Source organism: Zavarzinella sp., from assembly GCA_041399155.1.
GTDB lineage: Bacteria > Planctomycetota > Planctomycetia > Gemmatales > Gemmataceae > JAWKTI01.
Map to the genome: position 1 here is coordinate 603487 of JAWKTI010000003.1, position 18722 is coordinate 622208.

An 18722-nucleotide genomic window follows, 5' to 3' on the forward strand; every position below is an offset into this window, starting at 1 on the left:
AGTCATTCCCGCCAGCCGGTGCTGAACCACTATTTTGGAAATATGTATCTGGAATGAGAGACATGACTGGCAGATTAGCCGATTCGGTTTGTCTCTGGGCGGGGTGGCGGTGGGACGGGGGTTGCGGTATCGCCCTTGCCAGAAATCAACGTAGTTTTGATCTGCTGCAGTGGCCGACGGCCGACGCCCTCACCAGTCAGGGTGAAGGCAGCTTTCGCTTCACCAGCACTCACCGCCCGACAGCGAATCGTCAACGTGGTTTTTTTTCGTGGTGGGATATCCATCGCCTGAAAGGACAGTAAACGGGCGTTTTCACCTGTCCCACGACTGTAACGGTAGTTCGTCTCCAGCAATTCCACATGTTTCGGCAGATCAACATCGGTACGAATGCTGGGGGCGGTTGCTGTTCCCTGATTGATAATCGTCACTTGATAATAGACTTCATTACCCACAGCAACGGTGCCAGGCACCGACACATCCCAATCGATCGCTGCCACCCCTTTCACCGTGGTGGAAAGCTCTTTTTTCTGGGCTTCGCCTCGATCGGCGACAGCGGTAATCAGCACATTCCGTTGACCCGGGGTGCTGGTCTGCAGCATCAGGTTTACTTCTTTTGTCTGGTTGGGCAACAGATGGTCGAAAGTCCATTCCACCGCATCGCGATTTAAGCGGGCACCTGCGGTGGCTTTGGCTGTTTCCATATCGGTGGGGAAGCGGAAGCGCACAACGACGTTTTTCAGGTCTGCCGTGCCTGCGTTTCGTACCACAGCACGGTAGCCAATCGATTGCCCCACGGTCCCAGCTTCGCCGGTGGGTCCGCTGACTTCCAGCCCCAACTGTGCGGTAGAAATATCAACATTCAGGTCTGTGGTTTTCTTCTGCTTAGTTTCCGAACATTCCGCTGTGGTGCTGGTGGTACATTTGCCCAACCGTTTGACCTTCACCTGATACTCCAGTATTTGGGTGGCACCTGGCAGCATTTTGGGAATGGTCCAGCTCCGGTTCAAGCGGGAATTATCGATCGTCGAAGTGACACGGCCATCCACATAACCCCTGCCGATCACACGGTCATCGTAGGCCAGTTGTTCAGTAATGCGATCCTGAACTACTACATCGCTAAGCGTCACTTTTCCGGTATTTTTCACCAGAATGCGGTAAGTCAGGGTGTCTCCCACAATTGCAGTGGTGGGGCCGTCTTTTTTCACTTCCAGAGCAGGTGGGCTGACTTCCGTTTCCAGACCACGCCCATAGTCAAATTGCAGCCAGGCTTTCAGTTGTACTTTGGTGGTATCCGATTTCGGCTGAAACGAAATTTCCACCACTTTACTTTCGCCTGCGGCCAAAGTTTTCATCTCATAGCGAACTTCCACTTCCCCAGGTTCGTCTTTGGTGGGTGGGGGATCACTTTTGATCCTGTTTGTGCCTTTTGGTGGGATCACCCGCAGCACCACATGGTGGGCATCATTGCGGGAAACATTCCGCACCGTCAAGCGATAGACAATCGGTTGTTCCGTCGAAACCACGGAAGGGCCTGCGACATTCAAGGTGACCGTGGGCACGTTATAACTGGTAGCGGTGCCGACGAAATTACCCCCGGTTGGAGTGGTGCCGGCAGGCACGGGCACCTGAAACTGGGCAGGAATGATCTCCTGCCCACCTAAATCCGCAGGAAGTGGCAGCGGATCGAGTGGGATGATGCGGTCCTGACTGTGTGCAACATTACAAATGCAGCAGATGCCGGCGACGAGCATGAACAATTTTAATGAGTGCATCAATTTGCCCACCTTCCCTGGTTGGGTCTGGTCCCTGCGTTCCAACTATTTTGCTTATACCCGTTTTGTAAAAAGTGCGAAACCCCAACTTCGACATGGCCCACGTGAGACGTTGGGATTAGGAAAGATTAAAAATGAATCAAATTTCATTTATGACTTTCAATTCATTTATTCGGCCCTTCAAGAATCACAAACTGGCGCTTTACTTTCCAAATTTCGTCGGATACGATCATACCACAATTTCAACACCCGCGGGATGAACAATTATGTGGTATCGCATCGGAGTTTTCTTGTCGCTATTTCTTACAACTGCTTGCCAGGCAAAGACTTACGTCTTTATTTCACTTTCTGCAGATAAACAACTGCTGCTGGCCCGCCTGGAAGCAGGAAAACTGCATGAAATCAAACGCTATCCCTTGGAAGGGGCACCCGGTGCCATCACGTTTGATCCCAAACATCAGGTTGGTTTTGTGTCTATTCGCTCAAACGATACGATTTCCAGCTTTCGATTTGATGCCACAACTGAAAAATTAACGCCGATCAATAGTGTCACACTGGAAAAAGGTGCCAATGCGACGCACCTCGCAACAGATCATACAGGGAAATGGTTGATTTCTGCTTCCTATTCAGGTGGCACCGTGGTTGTGCACGGAATAAATGAAGGAAAACTCATTTCTCCTGCCAGCGATAGCCACAAAACAGCACGCACGGCACACTTTGTCCATGTGAGTGCGGATAATCGCTTCGTGATGGTGCCCCACGTGGGGACGAATTCGGTCCATCTGTTTCAATTTGATGCACTGAAGGGCAAATTGACCCCCACCGGCATGGGTGCAGGTGGCAAAGAGAAGGCAGGCCCACGCCATCTGGCATTTCTTCCCAACCACCCCGATGTAGCATTTACTTCCGATGAGATCGGCAACAGTATTACACGGTATGACGTCAAAGCCGATGAGAAGGGCATCTTGAAAATGACACCCAAAGAAACGCTGTCGACACTGCCAGCCGATTTCACGGGCAAAAACACCACGGCGGAGGTAAAAGTGCACCCCAATGGCAAGTTTGTCTGGGTTTCGAATCGTGGGCACGATAGCCTGGCTGGTTTTGCCATTTCGCCCACTGGGTTGAAATCGATCGGACAGACACCCACCGAAAAGACACCACGATCGTTTGCAATTACCCCAGATGGCAAATATCTGCTTTCAGGTGGGGAAGGAAACGGCAAAATGGCCATCTATTCGATTAACTCCACAAGTGGGGAGTTGAAGAAACTCGAATCGATTGGAATGGGGAAAAGTATTTCGTGGATTGCGATCGGTGATTGGCCCGACCAGAAATAAAAACAGCGGGCCGAAGCCCGCTGGACCAGCTTTATTAAGGCTGGTCAAAGACGCTGGTATTGTCAAAGACAGTAATTGTCTACCTTGGTTACTGTAATTCTAGCACAAATCGGATAATTTTTCTTGTCGACTACAGCAAATTTCGAATGATTCACCAATTCTTGACAAAATCAGTGAACAGAATTGGGAATTTTTACTGTACAAACCAGTGAATTTAGCACTGTTATCAGGTCAATATTGTGGGAATGGGAAAATTTTTTGAAATAGAGTTGTCTCCCACCCACGGTGGGATACAATCACTTTTCCTAAAAATCTGGGTATTTTTCTGAGAGGAGCGGTATGATCCGCAAGAAGTTGGCGAAAAAGGGTCGTAATCGTTGCAAGTTCTGCACCAAAGAAGGCTGCCCACGGCCAGCCTTTGTCGATTATAAAGATGTTGTGACCTTGCGGAAATTGATCAGCAACCAGGGTAAAATTCTGGGCCGCAAACGAACAGGCACCTGTGCTCCGTTCCAACGTGCACTTTCTGCTGCAATCAAGCGAGCCCGCTTTATGGCTCTGCTGCCATACGTCGGCGAATAATCCCTCGGCCCACCTGCCATTCCTGCGAAAAACACAGTTTATGCGATAACTGAAAGACATACTGTCTACCTGTTGCAGGTGCGTACGGCAATCACGTCAGTAGATACCCAAATTGAGCGCCTGTTAATTGGTTTACCAACAACAGCCCAGACTGAACCCTTCCTTGCGAAGGAAGGGGCTGGGGTTGAAGCCGCAGTGAAGTAGCATAATGGGTAACCGTTCACTTATGTTGTTGCAAGTTTCGGTGCAGGTTTGCCTTTCCGGTGTGCGTTGATCGCTTCTTCCAGATAATCCAATACGTTTCTTCCCTGTAGTTTCAATGTTTCACATACCGTCAGGATTCGCTCTGCGAACCGACAGCCACGAGCACTTTGAGAACCAAAGCTGCGTCGACGCCACAACACCGCTCGACGTTGTACACGCTCCGCATCATTATTCGTTGGCGGAACGTGCTCATGGTCGACAAACAGCCATAAACGCACAAGTTTTTTGTCTTTGCTACCCTGCCCCTGTTTCAGCAGTGTGCACGCGTTCCTGCAACGGTTTCATCCGCTGTTGCAATGTTTGGCGACTTATCTGATGATCTCTCGTAAAAATATGCCATAGCTCAAATATTTCCTTGTGTAATTCAAGCCAGTGATCCACGAGTTTTGTCGCTCGCTTACTTCGTTTGGACAATGCCTCCCAGTTGCGTTTCAAATGTGCCCAACATAATTGATGGCTATCTTCAGGAAGGTTCTTCACATATACCTTCCAGCGATCCGTACTGACAAATCCAGGGAGTGCTTCACCCATAAACGCTTTCAATATTGCGACGTGCATGAATGAGAAATACTACGATATGAATCTTTGCCGCAATCGCTGTCCATAACCAGCGTTTGTGGCCCGCCTCTTTCCAGCCCGTTTCATCAAACCCCTTTACATCAGCGTTTTTAACTTTCTCACGAGCTTCCTCACAAGGTGCGTCCAATGCCGGAATTGCCTCGGCTTCCAGATTGCTGATGGTTCCCAAGGATATGTCTATGCCAAAAATCGTTTTGCAAGTTCGTTCGATTGACCGTTTACTCAATCCATCCTGACCCACCATACATAGCAGAGCAGCTGTCAATCGAGGACCGGTGCAATGGTTGCGGTACTCGGCAGGAATGGTCATCGCCGTTGTGTGTCCACAATCAGCACATTTCCGGGAATGACCTTCATATTGTGTTACGATTAAAGGCTGCTGTGGCAGTTCAACTTGCTGATGAATCCTGGGTTCAGGTAGATTCGGACAGCCAACAAGTGATTTGTGGCAGCGAGAACAGGTTTCTGGCACGAACTTGATAAAGGAGTACACACTTTCAGGAGGCAAGGGTTTTCGCAGATTTGCCTTGTGACCATGTTGTGCCCCGCGTTTGCGACCAGTCGGCTTTTGGGAAGCTAATTTTTCTTTTTCTGCAGGTTCTTGCTTGTTAGGCGGTTTCAGCTTGTCTTCCAGATCACGAATGCGAGCTTCCAGCGCCAGTATTGTCTTTTGTTGTTGCTGAATTATTTGTTGCTGATCCATCAGCTGTTGTTGCAGCAAATGAACCTGCTTGAGCAATTGCTGGCACCCAGGACATTCGGAATTGAACGACTCGATTTCCATCGCCCGATTATAGAAAATGGCTGAAATTTGCGAAAGGCCAATTCCCGAACCGGTGAACGGTTACCATAATGGGATTACCAATCACCGGTTCTCCCTAAACTATCATGTAGATCGCCCCTACCCCGATTGTGCTCTGCGACAGCGATCGTCGCTGCGAGCCTCTCAACTCTTCGAGGATTCTTCATGTACCGAATTTTGTTCACTGTATTATTGATTGCTTCGCCAGCTTATTCGGCAGACAAGATCAAGGCATTGATCGTAGATGGCCAGAACAACCACAACTGGCGGGCGACCACACCCATCCTGAAAAAAGTGCTGGAAGAAAGCAATCTCTTCACCGTGGATGTGGCAACATCGCCAGATAAAGGCAAAGGTATCGCGACGTTTCGGCCCAAGTTTGCCGATTACGGCGTGGTTATTTCGAATTACAATGGCGAACCGTGGTCCAAAGAGACCCAGTCGGACTTTGTGAAGTATGTTGAAAACGGTGGTGGTTTTGTGCCAGTACATGCTGCCAACAATGCCTTTTCCAACTGGCCGGAATACAACGCAATGATCGGCGTTGGTGGCTGGGGTGGCCGCAATGAGAAATCCGGTCCTTACATTCGCCTGCGTGATGGCACCTTCGTGAAAGACACCACCGCAGGTCGAGGTGGCAGCCATGGCAAGCAACACGAATTTGTGGTAGAGATTCGCCAGCCGGATCACCCGATTGTGGCTGGCCTGCCGAAGAAATGGCTGCACGCTCAGGACGAACTGTACGATCGCCTGCGTGGGCCGGCAGAAAATGTCACAGTGCTGGCAACGGCATTTGCCGCACCTGGGACAGGTGGCAGTGGCGAACATGAACCGATGCTGATGACGATTTCTTACGGCAAAGGTCGGGTGTTCCATACCACGTTGGGTCATGCGGATGTGGCGATGAAGTGCGTCGGTTTCCAGACCACCTTGCTGCGGGGGGCAGAATGGGCTGCCACTGGGAAAGTAACACAGAAAGTGCCTGCTGATTTCCCCACCGAGAAGAAAACTTCTGCACGCTGAAGTATTGGTGAATTAACAAACAGATTATACTGGATTTTTGTATCAGTGAAATGAAAAAAATTACCCGGATTAATCTGATTGCCTCTCCCTCAATCAGACTAACCCGGGTAATACTTGATCAGAAAGCGGTGCTTTCTGTGATTCCAAACTACTGGTCTCGGCCGAAACTGCCTCTCCCTCAGCCCACCAAGCTCAAGTAGTTTAGTTTGTGGTATCGCTGGCAGAGTTACTTTGAACCCACCGTGCGACACTGTTCTGGTGTTTTAAAACTCACCCGAATCGACCTCGACCCCTCTCCCTTGATCTCATCGATTCGGGTGAACCAGGCTTGTTAGCCATGGTTTTATGCATTGCATCTGGCGTGCCAATCGCAAAAAACTGCTTCAAAATTGAGGAAATAATTTTCGTAAGTGCTTCATTAATAGATGTTTACGTTGAATTTCAGAAAAATGTGGTTGGTGCCTGTTTTTTGACACTGCTTAATGTCGCAGCACCACCTGCCAGCATCGGTGGCACAATTTGTCACCAGATTGTCTGTGCTCGCAATGATGCCTCAATGCACCATCATAAGTGCGGCAAATATGAGATTTTCTTAATTTTATATTGCAAGATTGATGGATTGAATTGCAAAATATGAACTCTTGCACACATATCAGGCAAATCATTGCCCACGAATGGCTGGATAGTGCACAATTACGTGGCAGCGACATCCTGCCGCTGAATTTTCTTGTTCACCGGCTGGAAGCCAGTGTCACTTGGATTTTCATTTACAGGTGATCGTCGTACGCACCTGCAACAGGTTGAAATGCAATTACGATCCCCACCCAGGTCGGTAGTTTTTCCCTGATTCCCATCTCAGCTTTTTGCAATTGAATGCGCCATTTTGTGGCAGCGACATCCTGCCGCTGACTGATTGTGAACACCAACTGGAAGCATGTGGCAATTCGCACATTCTTTCGTTTGTAGATTGTCAAACGGTGTACTTCCGCTTTTGAGATGGCTGTCGCTGAAAGACCGGAGCGTACGGAAAAAATTACTGAAATACTTGTTGGAATAAAATTGTCACTGGAGGATCACATTGGTGCGGTCTTTTCTTTGAAGACATATTTTCAGGAGATTGAATCATGTCACATTTATGGAATGCATGTCAACAAGCACCTCGGAAATTCCTGATTGCAATTGGACTTGTATCAGTGGTGCTTTCAGGTTGTGATGAAGAATCGAAAGTTGGTTACGCCCCTGCTTCTTCTGAAGCACGCGAAGAAATGATGCTGATGAACAGCACAGACCAGGAAGACTATCAACACTATCAGGAAAATCCATTCCTCGAAGTATCTGCTGAAGCACTATCCACATTCTCTTCATCTGTTGATACTGCTTCTTACACAAACTGCAGAAGCAAACTGAATACTGGAACCCTTCCTCCCAAAGATGCGGTTCGTATTGCAGATTTTGTGAATTATTTTCAATATCAATATGAAGGACCAAAAGACAACAAACCAGTACGATTCCACCTGGAAGTAGCAAAGTGTCCCTGGCAAAGCAAGCATTTGCTGCTACGTATCGGTGTACAGGCGAAAAAGATTGATCCTGCAGAACTGCCAGCACGAAACCTGGTTTTCTTGATTGATACTTCTGGCTCCATGTCTGAGCATAATAAACTTCCATTAGTGATCAACTCACTTGAGTTGTTGGTGAATCAACTAACCGCAAAGGATCGTGTGGCGATTGTCACCTACGCGGGCAATGCAGGAGTTGTGCTGCCACCGACAAGTGGTGCGGAAAAAGATCGAATCGGACAGGCACTGCAGCGACTCAAAGCAGGCGGATCGACGAATGGCGAAGGTGGTATTCGGGAAGCCTATAGTCTGGCCCAGCAAAACTACTCACCTACTTCGTTGAACCGTGTGATTCTGGCGACCGATGGCGATTTCAATGTTGGAATTACCGACCGTTCACAACTGGTGCGGTTACTGGAAGAGAAACGGAAAACCGGCATCTACCTGACCTGTCTGGGCTATGGCATGGGGAATTTGAAAGATACAACTCTGGAACAAATGTCCCACCATGGCAACGGCTTCTATGCATACATCGATAATATCAATGAAGCGAAGAAAGTATTTGTTGATCAGGGCGGCGCGTTGGTAACTGTTGCGAAAGATGTGAAATTACAAGTGGAATTTAATCCTGCTCACATTGCTGGCTATCGGCTGATCGGGTATGAAAATCGGCTGCTGCGGGCAGAGGATTTTCGAAACGATGCGAAGGATGCAGGTGATATGGGCAGCGGGCATACATGCACTGCCCTCTATGAATTAGTGCCTGCCGGATTGACAGTGCCTGCTTCAAAATCACCTGAATTGAAATATCAGGATAAACCAAAGCTAAGCAAATCTGGTTTGACAAATGAAATGCTGACAATGCGGATGAGGTATAAAGATCCCGTTTCGGATGCAGCACAGGAAATTGAAACTTCTGTCAAAGCAAACCAAATTGAAGCCGCTCCTTCGGCAGATTTTCATTGTGCTGCTGCTGCCGCCGGTTTTGGTATGCTGTTGCGGAAATCAGAATTTGCAGGAACGGCAGATTATGATTCTGTAATTGCCTGGGCCACCAAGAGCATCGTTTACGATCCAGGCCAACATCGGAGTGAATTGATCCAACTTGCTACAATTGCGAAAGGTTTAGCATCGAAAGAAGAAAAACTTCCCCCTGGCAAATAAGCCACTCAACTTTGTCTGCGATCACATTGAGAAGATTTGCCTGGTTACGCCGAAAATATTATCCAAAGCCGTATGTCGGGCCACATCCGGTCACCTATGTGGGGCACATAGGAAAATTCCAGCACCCATAGAATGTGGGAGAGGTCTTTCCCTGTTCCACTTACCGGGTTTATTGTGGGCGTTTTCAAACCAACTTTGGTGTTTACCCTGGGCGATGTCGCTGGCATTGGCCCAGAAGTCATTGTGCGTAGCTGGATTGCCGTTCAGCAATATTGTCATCCAGTAATTGTTGGCGACCTGCCCACGGTGGCGAAAACGATCAAACAATTCGCCAATCATTTGACTGTCCAAGGCATTGACCAGATCAGCCCCACGTGGGACACTCCGGAAAATGTAGTCACCTGCCTGAATGTGCCTGTCGCGGGCCTCGTTGATACCCCGCCTGGGGTGATTTCTGCCCTGGCCGGACGTGGGGCCTACGACTTCCTCGTGCGTGCCATCGCAGAAACCATGGCAGGTCGGGCCGATGGCATTGTGACCGCACCGCTGCAAAAGGAAGGACTATCCCAGGCGGGTGTGGATTACCCTGGGCATACCGAGATTCTGGCAGCAGAAACGGGCACCTCAGAGTATGCGATGGTGCTGTACGGCTCTGGGATTGCCGTCGCCCACGTGACGCTGCACACCGCACTGCGAAATGTCTTTGGGGAGCTAAGCAGTTCAGCTGTCAGTGAAAAAATTCGGCTGCTGCATGAATTATTGCCCCAGATTGTGGGGGAACCGGCACGGATTGCGGTTGCGGCACTGAACCCTCACGCGGGGGATGGGGGGCTATTTGGAAATGAAGAAGCTCTCATCATTCAGCCTGCCGTGGCACAGTGCCAACAGTTGGGCATCAATGTCGTTGGCCCGCTGCCAGTCGATACGTTGTTTGTGCGGGCTTTTCGTGGTGAATTCAATGCGGTGGCGGCAATCTACCACGATCAGGGGCACATCGCCATGAAATTGAAGTGCGGCTGGAACCTGGTCAACGTCACCATGGGCCTGCCAATCGTCCGCACCAGCGTGGCACATGGCACCGCTTACGATATTGCCGGCAAAGGCATTGCCGACCCCAGTTCGATGATCCATGCGACAGAAATTGCCGCCAGACTTGCATCTTCGCGCAGGATCGGCTAGTCTAAAGTCTTGTGAATTCTAACCTTACGGGGAAATGCGAACAAAACTTTATCTGATTCGCCATGCAGCGACTGCCATTAATCTGATGCACCCCCCACAGCTTCAGGGCCGCAAGATGGATCCGGAACTGCATCCCAAAGGGGTGCGTCAGTCTGAAGCCACCCGCGACTTTCTGGCAGTCTACCCGCTGGATGTGATATACACTTCCCCATTGCAGCGAGCCCGGCAGACAGCAGATATTATTGCTTCCCCGCATCAACTGACGCCGATTATTTCCGACGCACTGATTGAGTGCGATATTGGACTGTGGGAAGGGAAAACCTGGGAAGAGATTAAAGAAACCGAACCGGAAGAGTACCGGGCATTTCATGCCGATCCTGCCACCCACGGCTACGCAGGTGGGGAGAATTTTCAGCAGGTCTACCTGCGAACATTAAAAGCCATTAATGAAATTCTGGATCGCCACGCGGGAGCGAACATTCTGGTGGTGTCCCACCACATCGTGAATCGCACGTTTCTGGCTGGCGTGCTGGGCATGGGCCCCGCCCGTGCCCGCATGATATCGCTGGATAACTGTGCTTTATCGGTGATTGTGCAGGAAAATGGCAAAACCTCGCTCAACTGCCTCAACAGTTCCTTCCACCTCGATGGAATTGGGATGTAGACAGATTTTGATGGCAATTCTAATATCTGCTGTGCAGTATGAGATTTGGGGACAAACGGACTGTCGATTTATTTACAAATTCTTTACTATTCTAATTCCAATTCCAAGTCAAAATCGGAATCGTCTGGATTAGAAGGCCGGCCTGTCAGTTTTGCAAATCGCTCTTTTGCGTCCACATCTCCCGCATTAATTGCTTTCTGGTACCAATTTTTCGCTTCATTCAGGTTTTTTGCAACACCTTCACCATCTTCATACATGGAACCAATGTTTCGCATCGCAATCCCCGAACCAAGTTCTGCAGCTTTCTGAAACCATTGCATGGCGATAGCGTAATCTCGCTGTACTCCCAATGCATATCTGCAAAGAACCCCAATATTGTTCATGGCAGTTTCATCGCCAGCATCAGCCGCTTTGAGATACCAATTCATCGCTTCTGCATAATCCTGTTTGACACCGTAGCCATTATGATATAAGATCCCAATATTTGTCATTGATAAGGCATCGTCAGCATCAGCCGCTTTGAGATACCACTTCATCGCTTCTGCATAATCTTGTTTGACACCCTGACCATTATGGTAACGAGTGCCAATATTATTCATAGCAGTTGCATCGCCAGCATCAGCCGCTTTGAGATACCACTTCATCGCTTCTGCATAATCCTGTTTGACACCGTAGCCATTATTATAAAGGATGCCAATATTTCGCATCGCTGATGCATAGCCAGCATCAGCCGCTTTGAGATACCACTTCAATGCTTCTGCATAATCCTGTTTGACACCTTGGCCATATTCATAAAGGAGGCCAATATTATTCATACCAGTTGCATCGTCAGCATCAGCCGCTTTGAGATACCACTTCATCGCTTCTGCATAATCCTGTTTGACACCCTGGCCATTATGGTAACGAGTGCCGATGTTAGTCATAGCAGCTTCATAGCCAGCATCAGCCGCTTTAAGATACCACTTCATTGCTGCCGCATAATCTTGTTTGACACCCTGACCATTTTCATAAAGGAGGCCAATATTATACATAGCAGTTGCATCATCAGCATCAGCCGCTTTAAGATACCACTTCATTGCTGATACATAATCTTGTTTGACACTGCAGCCATTATGATATAAGATCCCAATACTAGTCATTGCGGCTACATAACCAGCATCAGCTGCTTTAAGGTACCACTTCATCGCTTCTGCAAAATCCAGTTTAACTCCCTGTCCATTTTCATAAAGGATGCCAATATTTCGCATCGCTATTGCATAGCCAGCATCAGCCGCTTTGAGATACCACTTCATCGCTTCTGAGTGGCTTTGCGTAACTCCACGTCCGACATCGTGATAGTAGCCAATATTATTCATTGATGCTGGATTACCCAAATCCGCTGCTAGTTGAAACCAGTTCAACGCTTCTGCAGCATCCTTTTCGACGCCAATCCCTTCATCATAACATCGTGCGAGCATGGACATTGCTTCATGCAAACCTAATTTTGCACATGCTTTCCAGTCTTCGATTGAAAACTGATTTTCTTCATACCATCGGCGGGAACTGCTATGTTTCAGTGCGTATTCCTGAACATCTGCAAACTGCTGCTTCACTTTATCGATAAGTGGGTTAGCCATAGGTGCTGCTACTGATTGGACTGGTGCAGTCTTTTTCGAAGACGTACTTCGCAGTTGCATTGCCAGTACCGCTGCATTAGCGGGGCGTTCTTCGGGATCATCATCCCAACAACTTTCCAGCAAATCCAATACTGGCTCGCTTAACTGGCATTCCAGCAGGCGTTTACGCCATTTGCCTGCGGGCCGTTCCGCACTTAAATCACCCAGCAACAGTTGCCAGCCAATAATCCCGAGTGCATGCACATCATCCCGCACATCGGGCTTCATGCCACGTTTTTGCTGTGGAGAAGCATAAATCGGCGTGTGGGCACCACGATAGGTTTCCCCCAGGTTTATCTGTGGGGTAGAAATCGTTGCCTGACGGATGCCGCGGTCGGCTTCTACGTGGCTGATGCCGAAATCGGTCACCCGCAACAGCCAGTTTTTGCCCACTTTTTTCAACAGAATATTGGCAGGTTTTAAATCACGGTGGATAATTGGTTCCGGCAAAGTATGAAAACGACCAATGACATCCGCAAGGTGGGTCAGGATTTGTAAAGACCGTAGACCCCGTACTTCGGGCGTTTTGGTGGCATGCTCCCGAACCAGAATTGCCAGATCACCACCGGCAACATACTCGTACGCCAGCCAGGGGGCATCACCTTCCAGATACGCATCTTCCAGTGGCACAATGCCATGCTGGTCTGGCCGTACGCCCGCACTGGCAATCATCACCCGTTTAATAATTTCGCCTTCGTGCCGCAGCAACCGGTCGCGTGCGGCGGGATCCAGGCAAAACTTGTAGGCACGTTGCTTATCCAGAAAAGTGTGCTGTGCCTGCCAGACTTCGCCAAAACCACCCGCACCCAGCAGTTGCACGAACCGCCACTGGGGCGAACCTGGCACGGTTTCCCCATTGCGGAAGCGTGGGGTGCGTTTTGGCAGCAGGGTACCGAATTGCAACGGATCCAGCAGGTTCATCATTGCCGGAACCGATTTCCCACTGAGATCCTGTGGGTGAACCAGCGATTGGCGTGCCACCGCCGGAACCTGGGTGAGGTATTGTTCCAGAACGGCGATTTCTTCCGGTGGCCGATCCGATAGCACCTCATTCGCAACCGCGTGGGCATCGTTTCGAACTTCCTCGATCGATGCCTGCACCATTTGTTCAACGTCTTCTCTCAGCCGAGCTTCCCTGCATTCCCGCCGGTAACGCTCAATTGCTTCGCTGGCAATTTCATAAATCTGCTCCCCCATGGGCACCAGACCAATTAATCCTTTCAGCCCTTTGGCGGCAACAGCTTCACCAACACAACGCAGGAACATCAACATGGGTGGGGCACCTCATTCATTGGCAGGAGTCTTCACGGCATTTCGTTCAAACCATTCTCATATTTTAAAAAAAAAGTCAAAAATGAGAGGCTTTTCATTTTGATTGCTGCGGCTCATCGGGTTTTCTGTACTGGATTCCCGCCTTCGCGGGAATGACGGTACTGGTCGTCACATCAGATATTAAGCAAACTACCCCAGATCAATTAGTTATCCAATAAAGTGACATTCACGCAGCGTCATTCCCGCGCAGGCGGGAATCCAGTGCTTTTTCTCAGATACACGTGTGGTGTTTACAAAGCAATTCGTTCGCGTTTCGGGTTAACATGGTATTTTCTGGATTCCCGCCTTCGCGGGAATGACGATAATGGGGGCCAACGTATTTACTTCGTGCAATTGGTTTTCGGTTTTAACCGCTGCTTACAGGGCAATATCCGCCGCTCACGCTTCCGGCTCGTTAGTTTTCTTAGGAACTAATAATGCAATTTGTTTTCTTGGCGTCTTGGCGGTCAATTTTCCAGCACACCAGTCACGAAGAAATTCCCTCGCTGGCGCTTCGGGCTATGAATACATGTGGATGTATCCAATTCACCTGCGCGGGAATGTCGTGATGTGAGATTTGGGCTTTGAAGACAAAAGACAAACCGCGACTTACGCCGACGGCTCACAGGGCAAATACCGTCGCTGACGCTTTCGGTGCTATTTCTTCCGGCAAACTATTCTTCTTTCTTCCGCGTGCTGTCGTTGTCGATGCCGTTGAGGTGTTCCGACCGGTGGCGGCCGAGCTTTTCCGTATGATCGGCGGCATCTTCCGGATTTTGTTCCAGCTGGCGTTTCAAATCGCGGCGACGGTGGCGTGCACCCGCTTTTTTCACAGCGCGTTTGGTTTCGCGTAATCGGCGTTTATCTGGATCGACAGGCATAGCATTCCACCATCTTTTTCATCCCATCGACAATTATTGTAGTGGGCAGGTTCGCCATCGTGGGGAACCGGGTAATCGAAAGATTGGGCGATTTTCTATTTTTTTTCCATGGCCACCTAGCCAGCGAAGCCCCATCTTTCCACAATAACGGTTTCCCATAATTTGGCATGGGATGGATAGCGTGCATGAATAAGGCACGTGCGGTGACCTTTTGGAATTGTTATGCCGACGATCAACCAGTTAGTCCGGAAACCACGTGTGGTTCAGCGTTCACGTTCCAAGCACCCAGCAATGATGGGCTGCCCACAGAAACGTGGGGTGTGCTTGCAAGTGAAAACCATGACACCGAAAAAGCCTAACTCTGCACTGCGGAAGGTGGCTCGTGTGCGGCTTTCGAATCAGATCGAAGTAACGGCCTACATTCCTGGCGAAGGCCACAACCTGCAGGAACACTCCATTGTGTTGGTGCGGGGTGGTCGCGTGCGGGATCTTCCCGGGGTGCGTTACCACATCGTCCGTGGTGTGCTCGATACCCAGGGCGTTTCCGATCGTAAACAAGCTCGTTCGAAATATGGGGCCAAACAAGACGGTAAGTAATCGCTAATTCAGGTTAGCGTCTGCAATCAGTCAGGAAAAACGAATGTCGAAGAAATTCACCGCCAGCTATACTCAGTTAAAGCCAGATGCTCGCTACAACTCCCTGTTGGTGAGCAAGTTTATCAACTGCATCATGTGGGATGGCAAGAAATCTGTCGCCACCCGCATTGTTTACGATGCCATGGACCGGATCAAACAACGGATGCCCGATGCCGACCCACTTCAGGTCTTCATTCAGGCAATCGAAAACGTAAAGCCCCCTGTTGAAGTGCGTTCCCGCCGTGTTGGTGGTGCGAACTATCAGGTGCCCATGCCAGTGAAAGCCAAACGCCAGCAGGCACTGTCTTTCCGTTGGATCATCAACGCTTGCCGTGCCAAATCGGGCAAGCCGATCTTCGAACGTCTGGCTGATGAACTGATGGCCGCGTACCGTCGCGAAGGTGAAGCGATGAACAAACGTGACCAAACTATCAAGATGGCCGACGCCAACAAGGCATTCTCCCACTTCGCGTGGTAAGTTTGCCAAGAGATTCGTTAAGAAATTTTCATTTTCTGCCCGTTTCCAACACCTGACTATTGATCGTCAAAATCCTATGCTCTCGAGCATGGGTTTTGTCTTCAATTCACCCAGCGATAGCGGACTTTCATTTCCACCTGTCCCCCAGGTGGGAGGCTTTGCCAGCCAGCATCGATCCCACGTGCGTGCAGATTGATGGCATTTGTGGTGCAGGTATACGGTTCGATGCACACCGCCTGTCGGTGCGGCGGAATGAACAGCACCAGTTCCCGAAAATGAGAAGTTACCCATATTTCCAGTTTCCCCGCCTGTTCCTGGGATTGCAGCACCGCAATTAATGAAAATTCCTCATCTTTAGCCAGTGGCTGAATGCCTGTCAGTACGTGATCGAGCTGTAAGTCCTTCAGTGGTCGAACGTTAGAGAAATCCAGCTCTGAGGGACATGGCAGCACCTCACCGGTGGGAATGCTATCTACCAGTGGCCAGTAGCTGGACGCACGCATTTGCAATTGCCAGTCATCCGCAGTGCCGTGGGGCAGGCGAAAATACGGGTGGTAGCCCAGGCCAAACGGAAACTCTTCCTCGGTGCTGCGATTCGCCACCGTTGCATTCACTTGCAGGCAATCTGGCTGCAGGATGTATTCCAGTTGCAATTCCCCATCCCCTGGCCACTTCACCGCCAGGTCCGGTGCGTGCTGCTGGAGGCGAAAAGTTCCTTTCACAGATGAAAATTCAGCTTCTGCCTGAAATTCTGTGGTATCCCACGCCACGCGGGGTGCGGAGCCATGAATTGCATTCTGCTTCGTGGAATCATTTTTGGGCAGTTCGATCGATTTTCCTGCCCACTGCGTGCGGCCCTGAGCAATTCGATTGGGGAATGGGAACAGAATGGGATGCCCACTGCGGGTGGGAACGGGATTTTCTTCCCATTCTGCGGCACGGTGCAGCAGATGTTCCCCGCGATTCACCCAGGTCAGGCAGTTGAAGCCATTGCCCACCCAGACCTCCGCGTGGGAGCCTCGTTCGGGACTGGTCAGCGTGAAAACTGTCGAAGGGTGCCCACCGGCACTCCTTTCCTGCTGGGTGATGTGATACAACATGGCAGATATCCTAATTGTGGCAAAAGCTATTCTACGTGCGAGGACCTGATTCGTGCCGACCATCTCTCCCCAGCAACTCACCAAGTTGAGTGAAGCAATTTTTCAGGCGGCGGGTGTGCCCGCGAATGAAAGTGAAATTGTTTCTAAGTCGTTAGTATTAAGCAACTTATGCGGACACGATTCCCACGGTGTGATCCGGATTCCGCAATATGTGGGCTTTCTGGAAAGCGGAAAACTGGTCTCACCGGTGGATTTAACCGTCTTTCAGGAAACGCCCGCGATGGTGGCCGCTGATGGCAACTGGGGCATTGGCCAGGTGCAGACTTATCGCCTGCTCGATCAACTGCTGCCCAAATGTCAGGCGTTGGGGATTGCCAGTGGCACCTTGCGACGCACGGGGCATATTGGTCGGCTGGGCGAATATGCAGAGTGGGCAGCCCGCAATGAGTGCGTTCTGTTCTGTACCGTGAATTCTCATGGTTCCGGTCGTCGTGTTGCCCCACCTGGGGGAACGGAAGGCCGCATCAGCACCAATCCGATCTGTTTTGGCGTGCCCACTGCAAAAGATCCTGTGGTGCTCGATTTCAGCACATCGGTCTGTGCGGAAGGGAAGGTGCGGGTCGCATCGCAGAAAGGCGAACAGATTCCGGAAGGCTGGGTGCTGGACGCCAGCGGAAACCCCACCACCGATCCCAATGCCCTGTATGCCGACCCACCCGGATCGATTTTGCCGTTCGGTGGGAACCAGGGTTACAAAGGCTTTGGCCTGGGCCTGGTCATGGATCTGCTGGCTGGCAGCCTTTCCGGTGGGGAATGCAGCAGGCCGGATCGCCCCATGCCCGGCCTGGGTAATTCCGCAGTCTTTGTGCTGTTTTCGATCAAGCATTTCGGCGGATCAGAGCATTTCCTCTCCACCGCCACCAATTTGACAGAATTTGTCCGTAGTTCTGCCAGACGGGAAGGTGTATCGCAAATTACGCTACCGGGCGATCCGGAACGCACGGTGCGTGCGAGCAGGGAAAGTACCGGAATTGATATTCCCGACGGCACATGGAAGTTGATTGCCGAAACCGCCACAAAACGAAACGTGTCCGTTGAAGAGTTTCTGGTATGAAAACCGTTCCTACCGTTGTCATGTTGAGTGGGAGTGGTCGCACGCTGGATAATTTGCTGCACCACATTAACGAGCATGGCTTGCCGATTCGGATAATTCAAGTGATCTCTTCCCGCACGGGCGTGCGTGGGCTGGAAATCGCCCAACAGGCCAATATTCCCACTCACGTGCTGAGACGGAAGGATTTTGCCGATCTGGAATCGTTCAGCGAAGCCAATTTTCAGATTTGCCGACAGCACCACGCGGGCCTGGTCTGCCTGGCGGGCTATTTACAACTGCTGAAAATCCCGTCGGACTACCACCAGAAGGTGGTGAATATCCACCCATCGCTATTACCCGCGTTTGGTGGGAAGGGAATGTATGGCCACCACGTCCATGAGGCGGTGATTGCCAGTGGCATCAAGGTGAGTGGCTGCACCGTGCATTATGTTGACGACCAATTCGACCACGGTCCAGTGATCTACCAACAGACGGTGCCCGTAGAACCAGGTGATTCGCCGGAACTCCTTGCAGACAGGGTGTTTGCGGCGGAATGTGAAGCGTATCCTGTGGCACTGCGGCAGTTAGTGACTGAACTACTTTCCCACGAATGAAAGTGATCATCCGCCTGATCAAGTCG

General features: G+C 50.3%; 17 protein-coding genes and 1 pseudogene. 11 read left to right on the top strand and 7 right to left on the bottom strand.

Annotation, left to right across the window (positions count from 1 at the left end):
- Positions 1-74: 74 nt before the first annotated feature.
- On the bottom strand, positions 75-1772 hold the full coding sequence (locus R3B84_16665) for a hypothetical protein (GenBank protein ID MEZ6142194.1): 1698 nt from the start codon (positions 1770-1772) through the stop codon (positions 75-77).
- 290 nt (positions 1773-2062) lie between these two features.
- Here R3B84_16665 and R3B84_16670 point away from each other — a divergent pair, with 290 nt between their 5' ends.
- Together R3B84_16670 and rpsR are read left to right on the top strand one after the other, a co-directional pair.
- Positions 2063-3112, top strand: a complete 1050-nt coding sequence (locus R3B84_16670; protein MEZ6142195.1) for a beta-propeller fold lactonase family protein — start codon at positions 2063-2065, stop codon at positions 3110-3112.
- A gap of 354 nt (positions 3113-3466) precedes the next feature.
- Entirely contained in the window at positions 3467-3694 is a 228-nt protein-coding gene (rpsR, locus tag R3B84_16675; GenBank protein MEZ6142196.1) for a 30S ribosomal protein S18, read from the top strand.
- Between the two features lie 224 nt (positions 3695-3918).
- On the opposite strand, the gene R3B84_16680 is transcribed toward rpsR, so the two are convergent.
- Both R3B84_16680 and R3B84_16685 read right to left on the bottom strand, forming a co-directional pair.
- Positions 3919-4176: a transposase gene (locus tag R3B84_16680; protein MEZ6142197.1), complete on the bottom strand. Its 258-nt coding sequence runs from the start codon at positions 4174-4176 to the stop codon at positions 3919-3921.
- A 16-nt stretch (positions 4177-4192) separates the two neighbouring features.
- Positions 4193-5321: pseudogene (locus R3B84_16685) on the bottom strand (transposase).
- A 183-nt stretch (positions 5322-5504) separates the two neighbouring features.
- On the opposite strand from R3B84_16685, the gene R3B84_16690 reads away from it, so the two are divergent.
- Both R3B84_16690 and R3B84_16695 read left to right on the top strand, forming a co-directional pair.
- Positions 5505-6362 carry a ThuA domain-containing protein gene (locus tag R3B84_16690; protein ID MEZ6142198.1) on the top strand — a complete coding sequence of 286 codons (858 nt, stop codon included), beginning with the start codon at positions 5505-5507 and terminating at the stop codon, positions 6360-6362.
- A gap of 328 nt (positions 6363-6690) precedes the next feature.
- A complete protein-coding gene (locus R3B84_16695; GenBank protein ID MEZ6142199.1) occupies positions 6691-6999 on the top strand; it encodes a hypothetical protein in 309 nt (102 codons plus the stop codon).
- Positions 7000-7129: 130 nt separating this feature from the next.
- Here R3B84_16695 and R3B84_16700 read toward each other — a convergent pair whose 3' ends face one another.
- A complete protein-coding gene (locus tag R3B84_16700) occupies positions 7130-7336 on the bottom strand; it encodes a hypothetical protein (GenBank protein ID MEZ6142200.1) in 207 nt (68 codons plus the stop codon).
- Positions 7337-7486: 150 nt separating this feature from the next.
- On the opposite strand from R3B84_16700, the gene R3B84_16705 reads away from it, so the two are divergent.
- The 3 genes from R3B84_16705 (at position 7487) to R3B84_16715 (ending at position 10928) form a co-directional block, all read left to right on the top strand.
- Entirely contained in the window at positions 7487-9085 is a 1599-nt protein-coding gene (locus R3B84_16705; GenBank protein MEZ6142201.1) for a VWA domain-containing protein, read from the top strand.
- 174 nt (positions 9086-9259) lie between these two features.
- Positions 9260-10264, top strand: coding sequence for a 4-hydroxythreonine-4-phosphate dehydrogenase PdxA (gene pdxA, locus R3B84_16710; protein ID MEZ6142202.1), 1005 nt, complete (start codon positions 9260-9262; stop codon positions 10262-10264).
- Positions 10265-10298: 34 nt separating this feature from the next.
- On the top strand, positions 10299-10928 hold the full coding sequence (locus R3B84_16715) for a histidine phosphatase family protein (GenBank protein ID MEZ6142203.1): 630 nt from the start codon (positions 10299-10301) through the stop codon (positions 10926-10928).
- An 86-nt stretch (positions 10929-11014) separates the two neighbouring features.
- On the opposite strand, the gene R3B84_16720 is transcribed toward R3B84_16715, so the two are convergent.
- Both R3B84_16720 and R3B84_16725 read right to left on the bottom strand, forming a co-directional pair.
- Positions 11015-13855, bottom strand: coding sequence for a protein kinase (locus R3B84_16720; protein ID MEZ6142204.1), 2841 nt, complete (start codon positions 13853-13855; stop codon positions 11015-11017).
- A 713-nt stretch (positions 13856-14568) separates the two neighbouring features.
- The gene (locus tag R3B84_16725) at positions 14569-14775 is read right to left on the bottom strand and encodes a hypothetical protein (GenBank protein ID MEZ6142205.1); all 207 of its coding nucleotides are present in this window, start codon (positions 14773-14775) and stop codon (positions 14569-14571) included.
- A 222-nt stretch (positions 14776-14997) separates the two neighbouring features.
- On the opposite strand from R3B84_16725, the gene rpsL reads away from it, so the two are divergent.
- Both rpsL and rpsG read left to right on the top strand, forming a co-directional pair.
- Positions 14998-15372 (top strand): 30S ribosomal protein S12, encoded by a 375-nt coding sequence (rpsL, locus tag R3B84_16730; protein ID MEZ6142206.1) that lies wholly within the window; start codon positions 14998-15000, stop codon positions 15370-15372.
- Positions 15373-15415: 43 nt separating this feature from the next.
- Positions 15416-15889 carry a 30S ribosomal protein S7 gene (gene rpsG / locus R3B84_16735; protein MEZ6142207.1) on the top strand — a complete coding sequence of 158 codons (474 nt, stop codon included), beginning with the start codon at positions 15416-15418 and terminating at the stop codon, positions 15887-15889.
- 101 nt (positions 15890-15990) lie between these two features.
- Here the strand turns inward: rpsG and R3B84_16740 are convergent, their stop codons facing one another.
- The gene (locus R3B84_16740; GenBank protein ID MEZ6142208.1) at positions 15991-16989 is read right to left on the bottom strand and encodes an aldose 1-epimerase; all 999 of its coding nucleotides are present in this window, start codon (positions 16987-16989) and stop codon (positions 15991-15993) included.
- A gap of 52 nt (positions 16990-17041) precedes the next feature.
- On the opposite strand from R3B84_16740, the gene R3B84_16745 reads away from it, so the two are divergent.
- Both R3B84_16745 and purN read left to right on the top strand, forming a co-directional pair.
- On the top strand, positions 17042-18103 hold the full coding sequence (locus R3B84_16745; GenBank protein ID MEZ6142209.1) for an Ldh family oxidoreductase: 1062 nt from the start codon (positions 17042-17044) through the stop codon (positions 18101-18103).
- A complete protein-coding gene (gene purN, locus R3B84_16750) occupies positions 18100-18696 on the top strand; it encodes a phosphoribosylglycinamide formyltransferase (protein ID MEZ6142210.1) in 597 nt (198 codons plus the stop codon). Before R3B84_16745 ends, purN begins: the two co-directional genes overlap by 4 nt.
- The last annotated feature ends 26 nt before the right edge of the window (positions 18697-18722 follow it).

Excerpts from the sequence above, each read along its gene's own strand:
- rpsG (MEZ6142207.1), top strand. The coding sequence starts at position 15,416 with ATGTCGAAGAAATTCACCGCCAGCTATACTCAGTTAAAGCCAGATGCT.
- rpsL (MEZ6142206.1), top strand. The coding sequence starts at position 14,998 with ATGCCGACGATCAACCAGTTAGTCCGGAAACCACGTGTGGTTCAGCGT.
- R3B84_16705 (MEZ6142201.1), top strand. The coding sequence starts at position 7,487 with ATGTCACATTTATGGAATGCATGTCAACAAGCACCTCGGAAATTCCTG.
- R3B84_16690 (MEZ6142198.1), top strand. The coding sequence starts at position 5,505 with ATGTACCGAATTTTGTTCACTGTATTATTGATTGCTTCGCCAGCTTAT.
- R3B84_16715 (MEZ6142203.1), top strand. The coding sequence starts at position 10,299 with ATGCGAACAAAACTTTATCTGATTCGCCATGCAGCGACTGCCATTAAT.
- purN (MEZ6142210.1), top strand. The coding sequence starts at position 18,100 with ATGAAAACCGTTCCTACCGTTGTCATGTTGAGTGGGAGTGGTCGCACG.
- R3B84_16665 (MEZ6142194.1), bottom strand. The coding sequence starts at position 1,772 with ATGCACTCATTAAAATTGTTCATGCTCGTCGCCGGCATCTGCTGCATT.
- R3B84_16725 (MEZ6142205.1), bottom strand. The coding sequence starts at position 14,775 with ATGCCTGTCGATCCAGATAAACGCCGATTACGCGAAACCAAACGCGCT.
- R3B84_16720 (MEZ6142204.1), bottom strand. The coding sequence starts at position 13,855 with ATGTTGATGTTCCTGCGTTGTGTTGGTGAAGCTGTTGCCGCCAAAGGG.
- R3B84_16740 (MEZ6142208.1), bottom strand. The coding sequence starts at position 16,989 with ATGTTGTATCACATCACCCAGCAGGAAAGGAGTGCCGGTGGGCACCCT.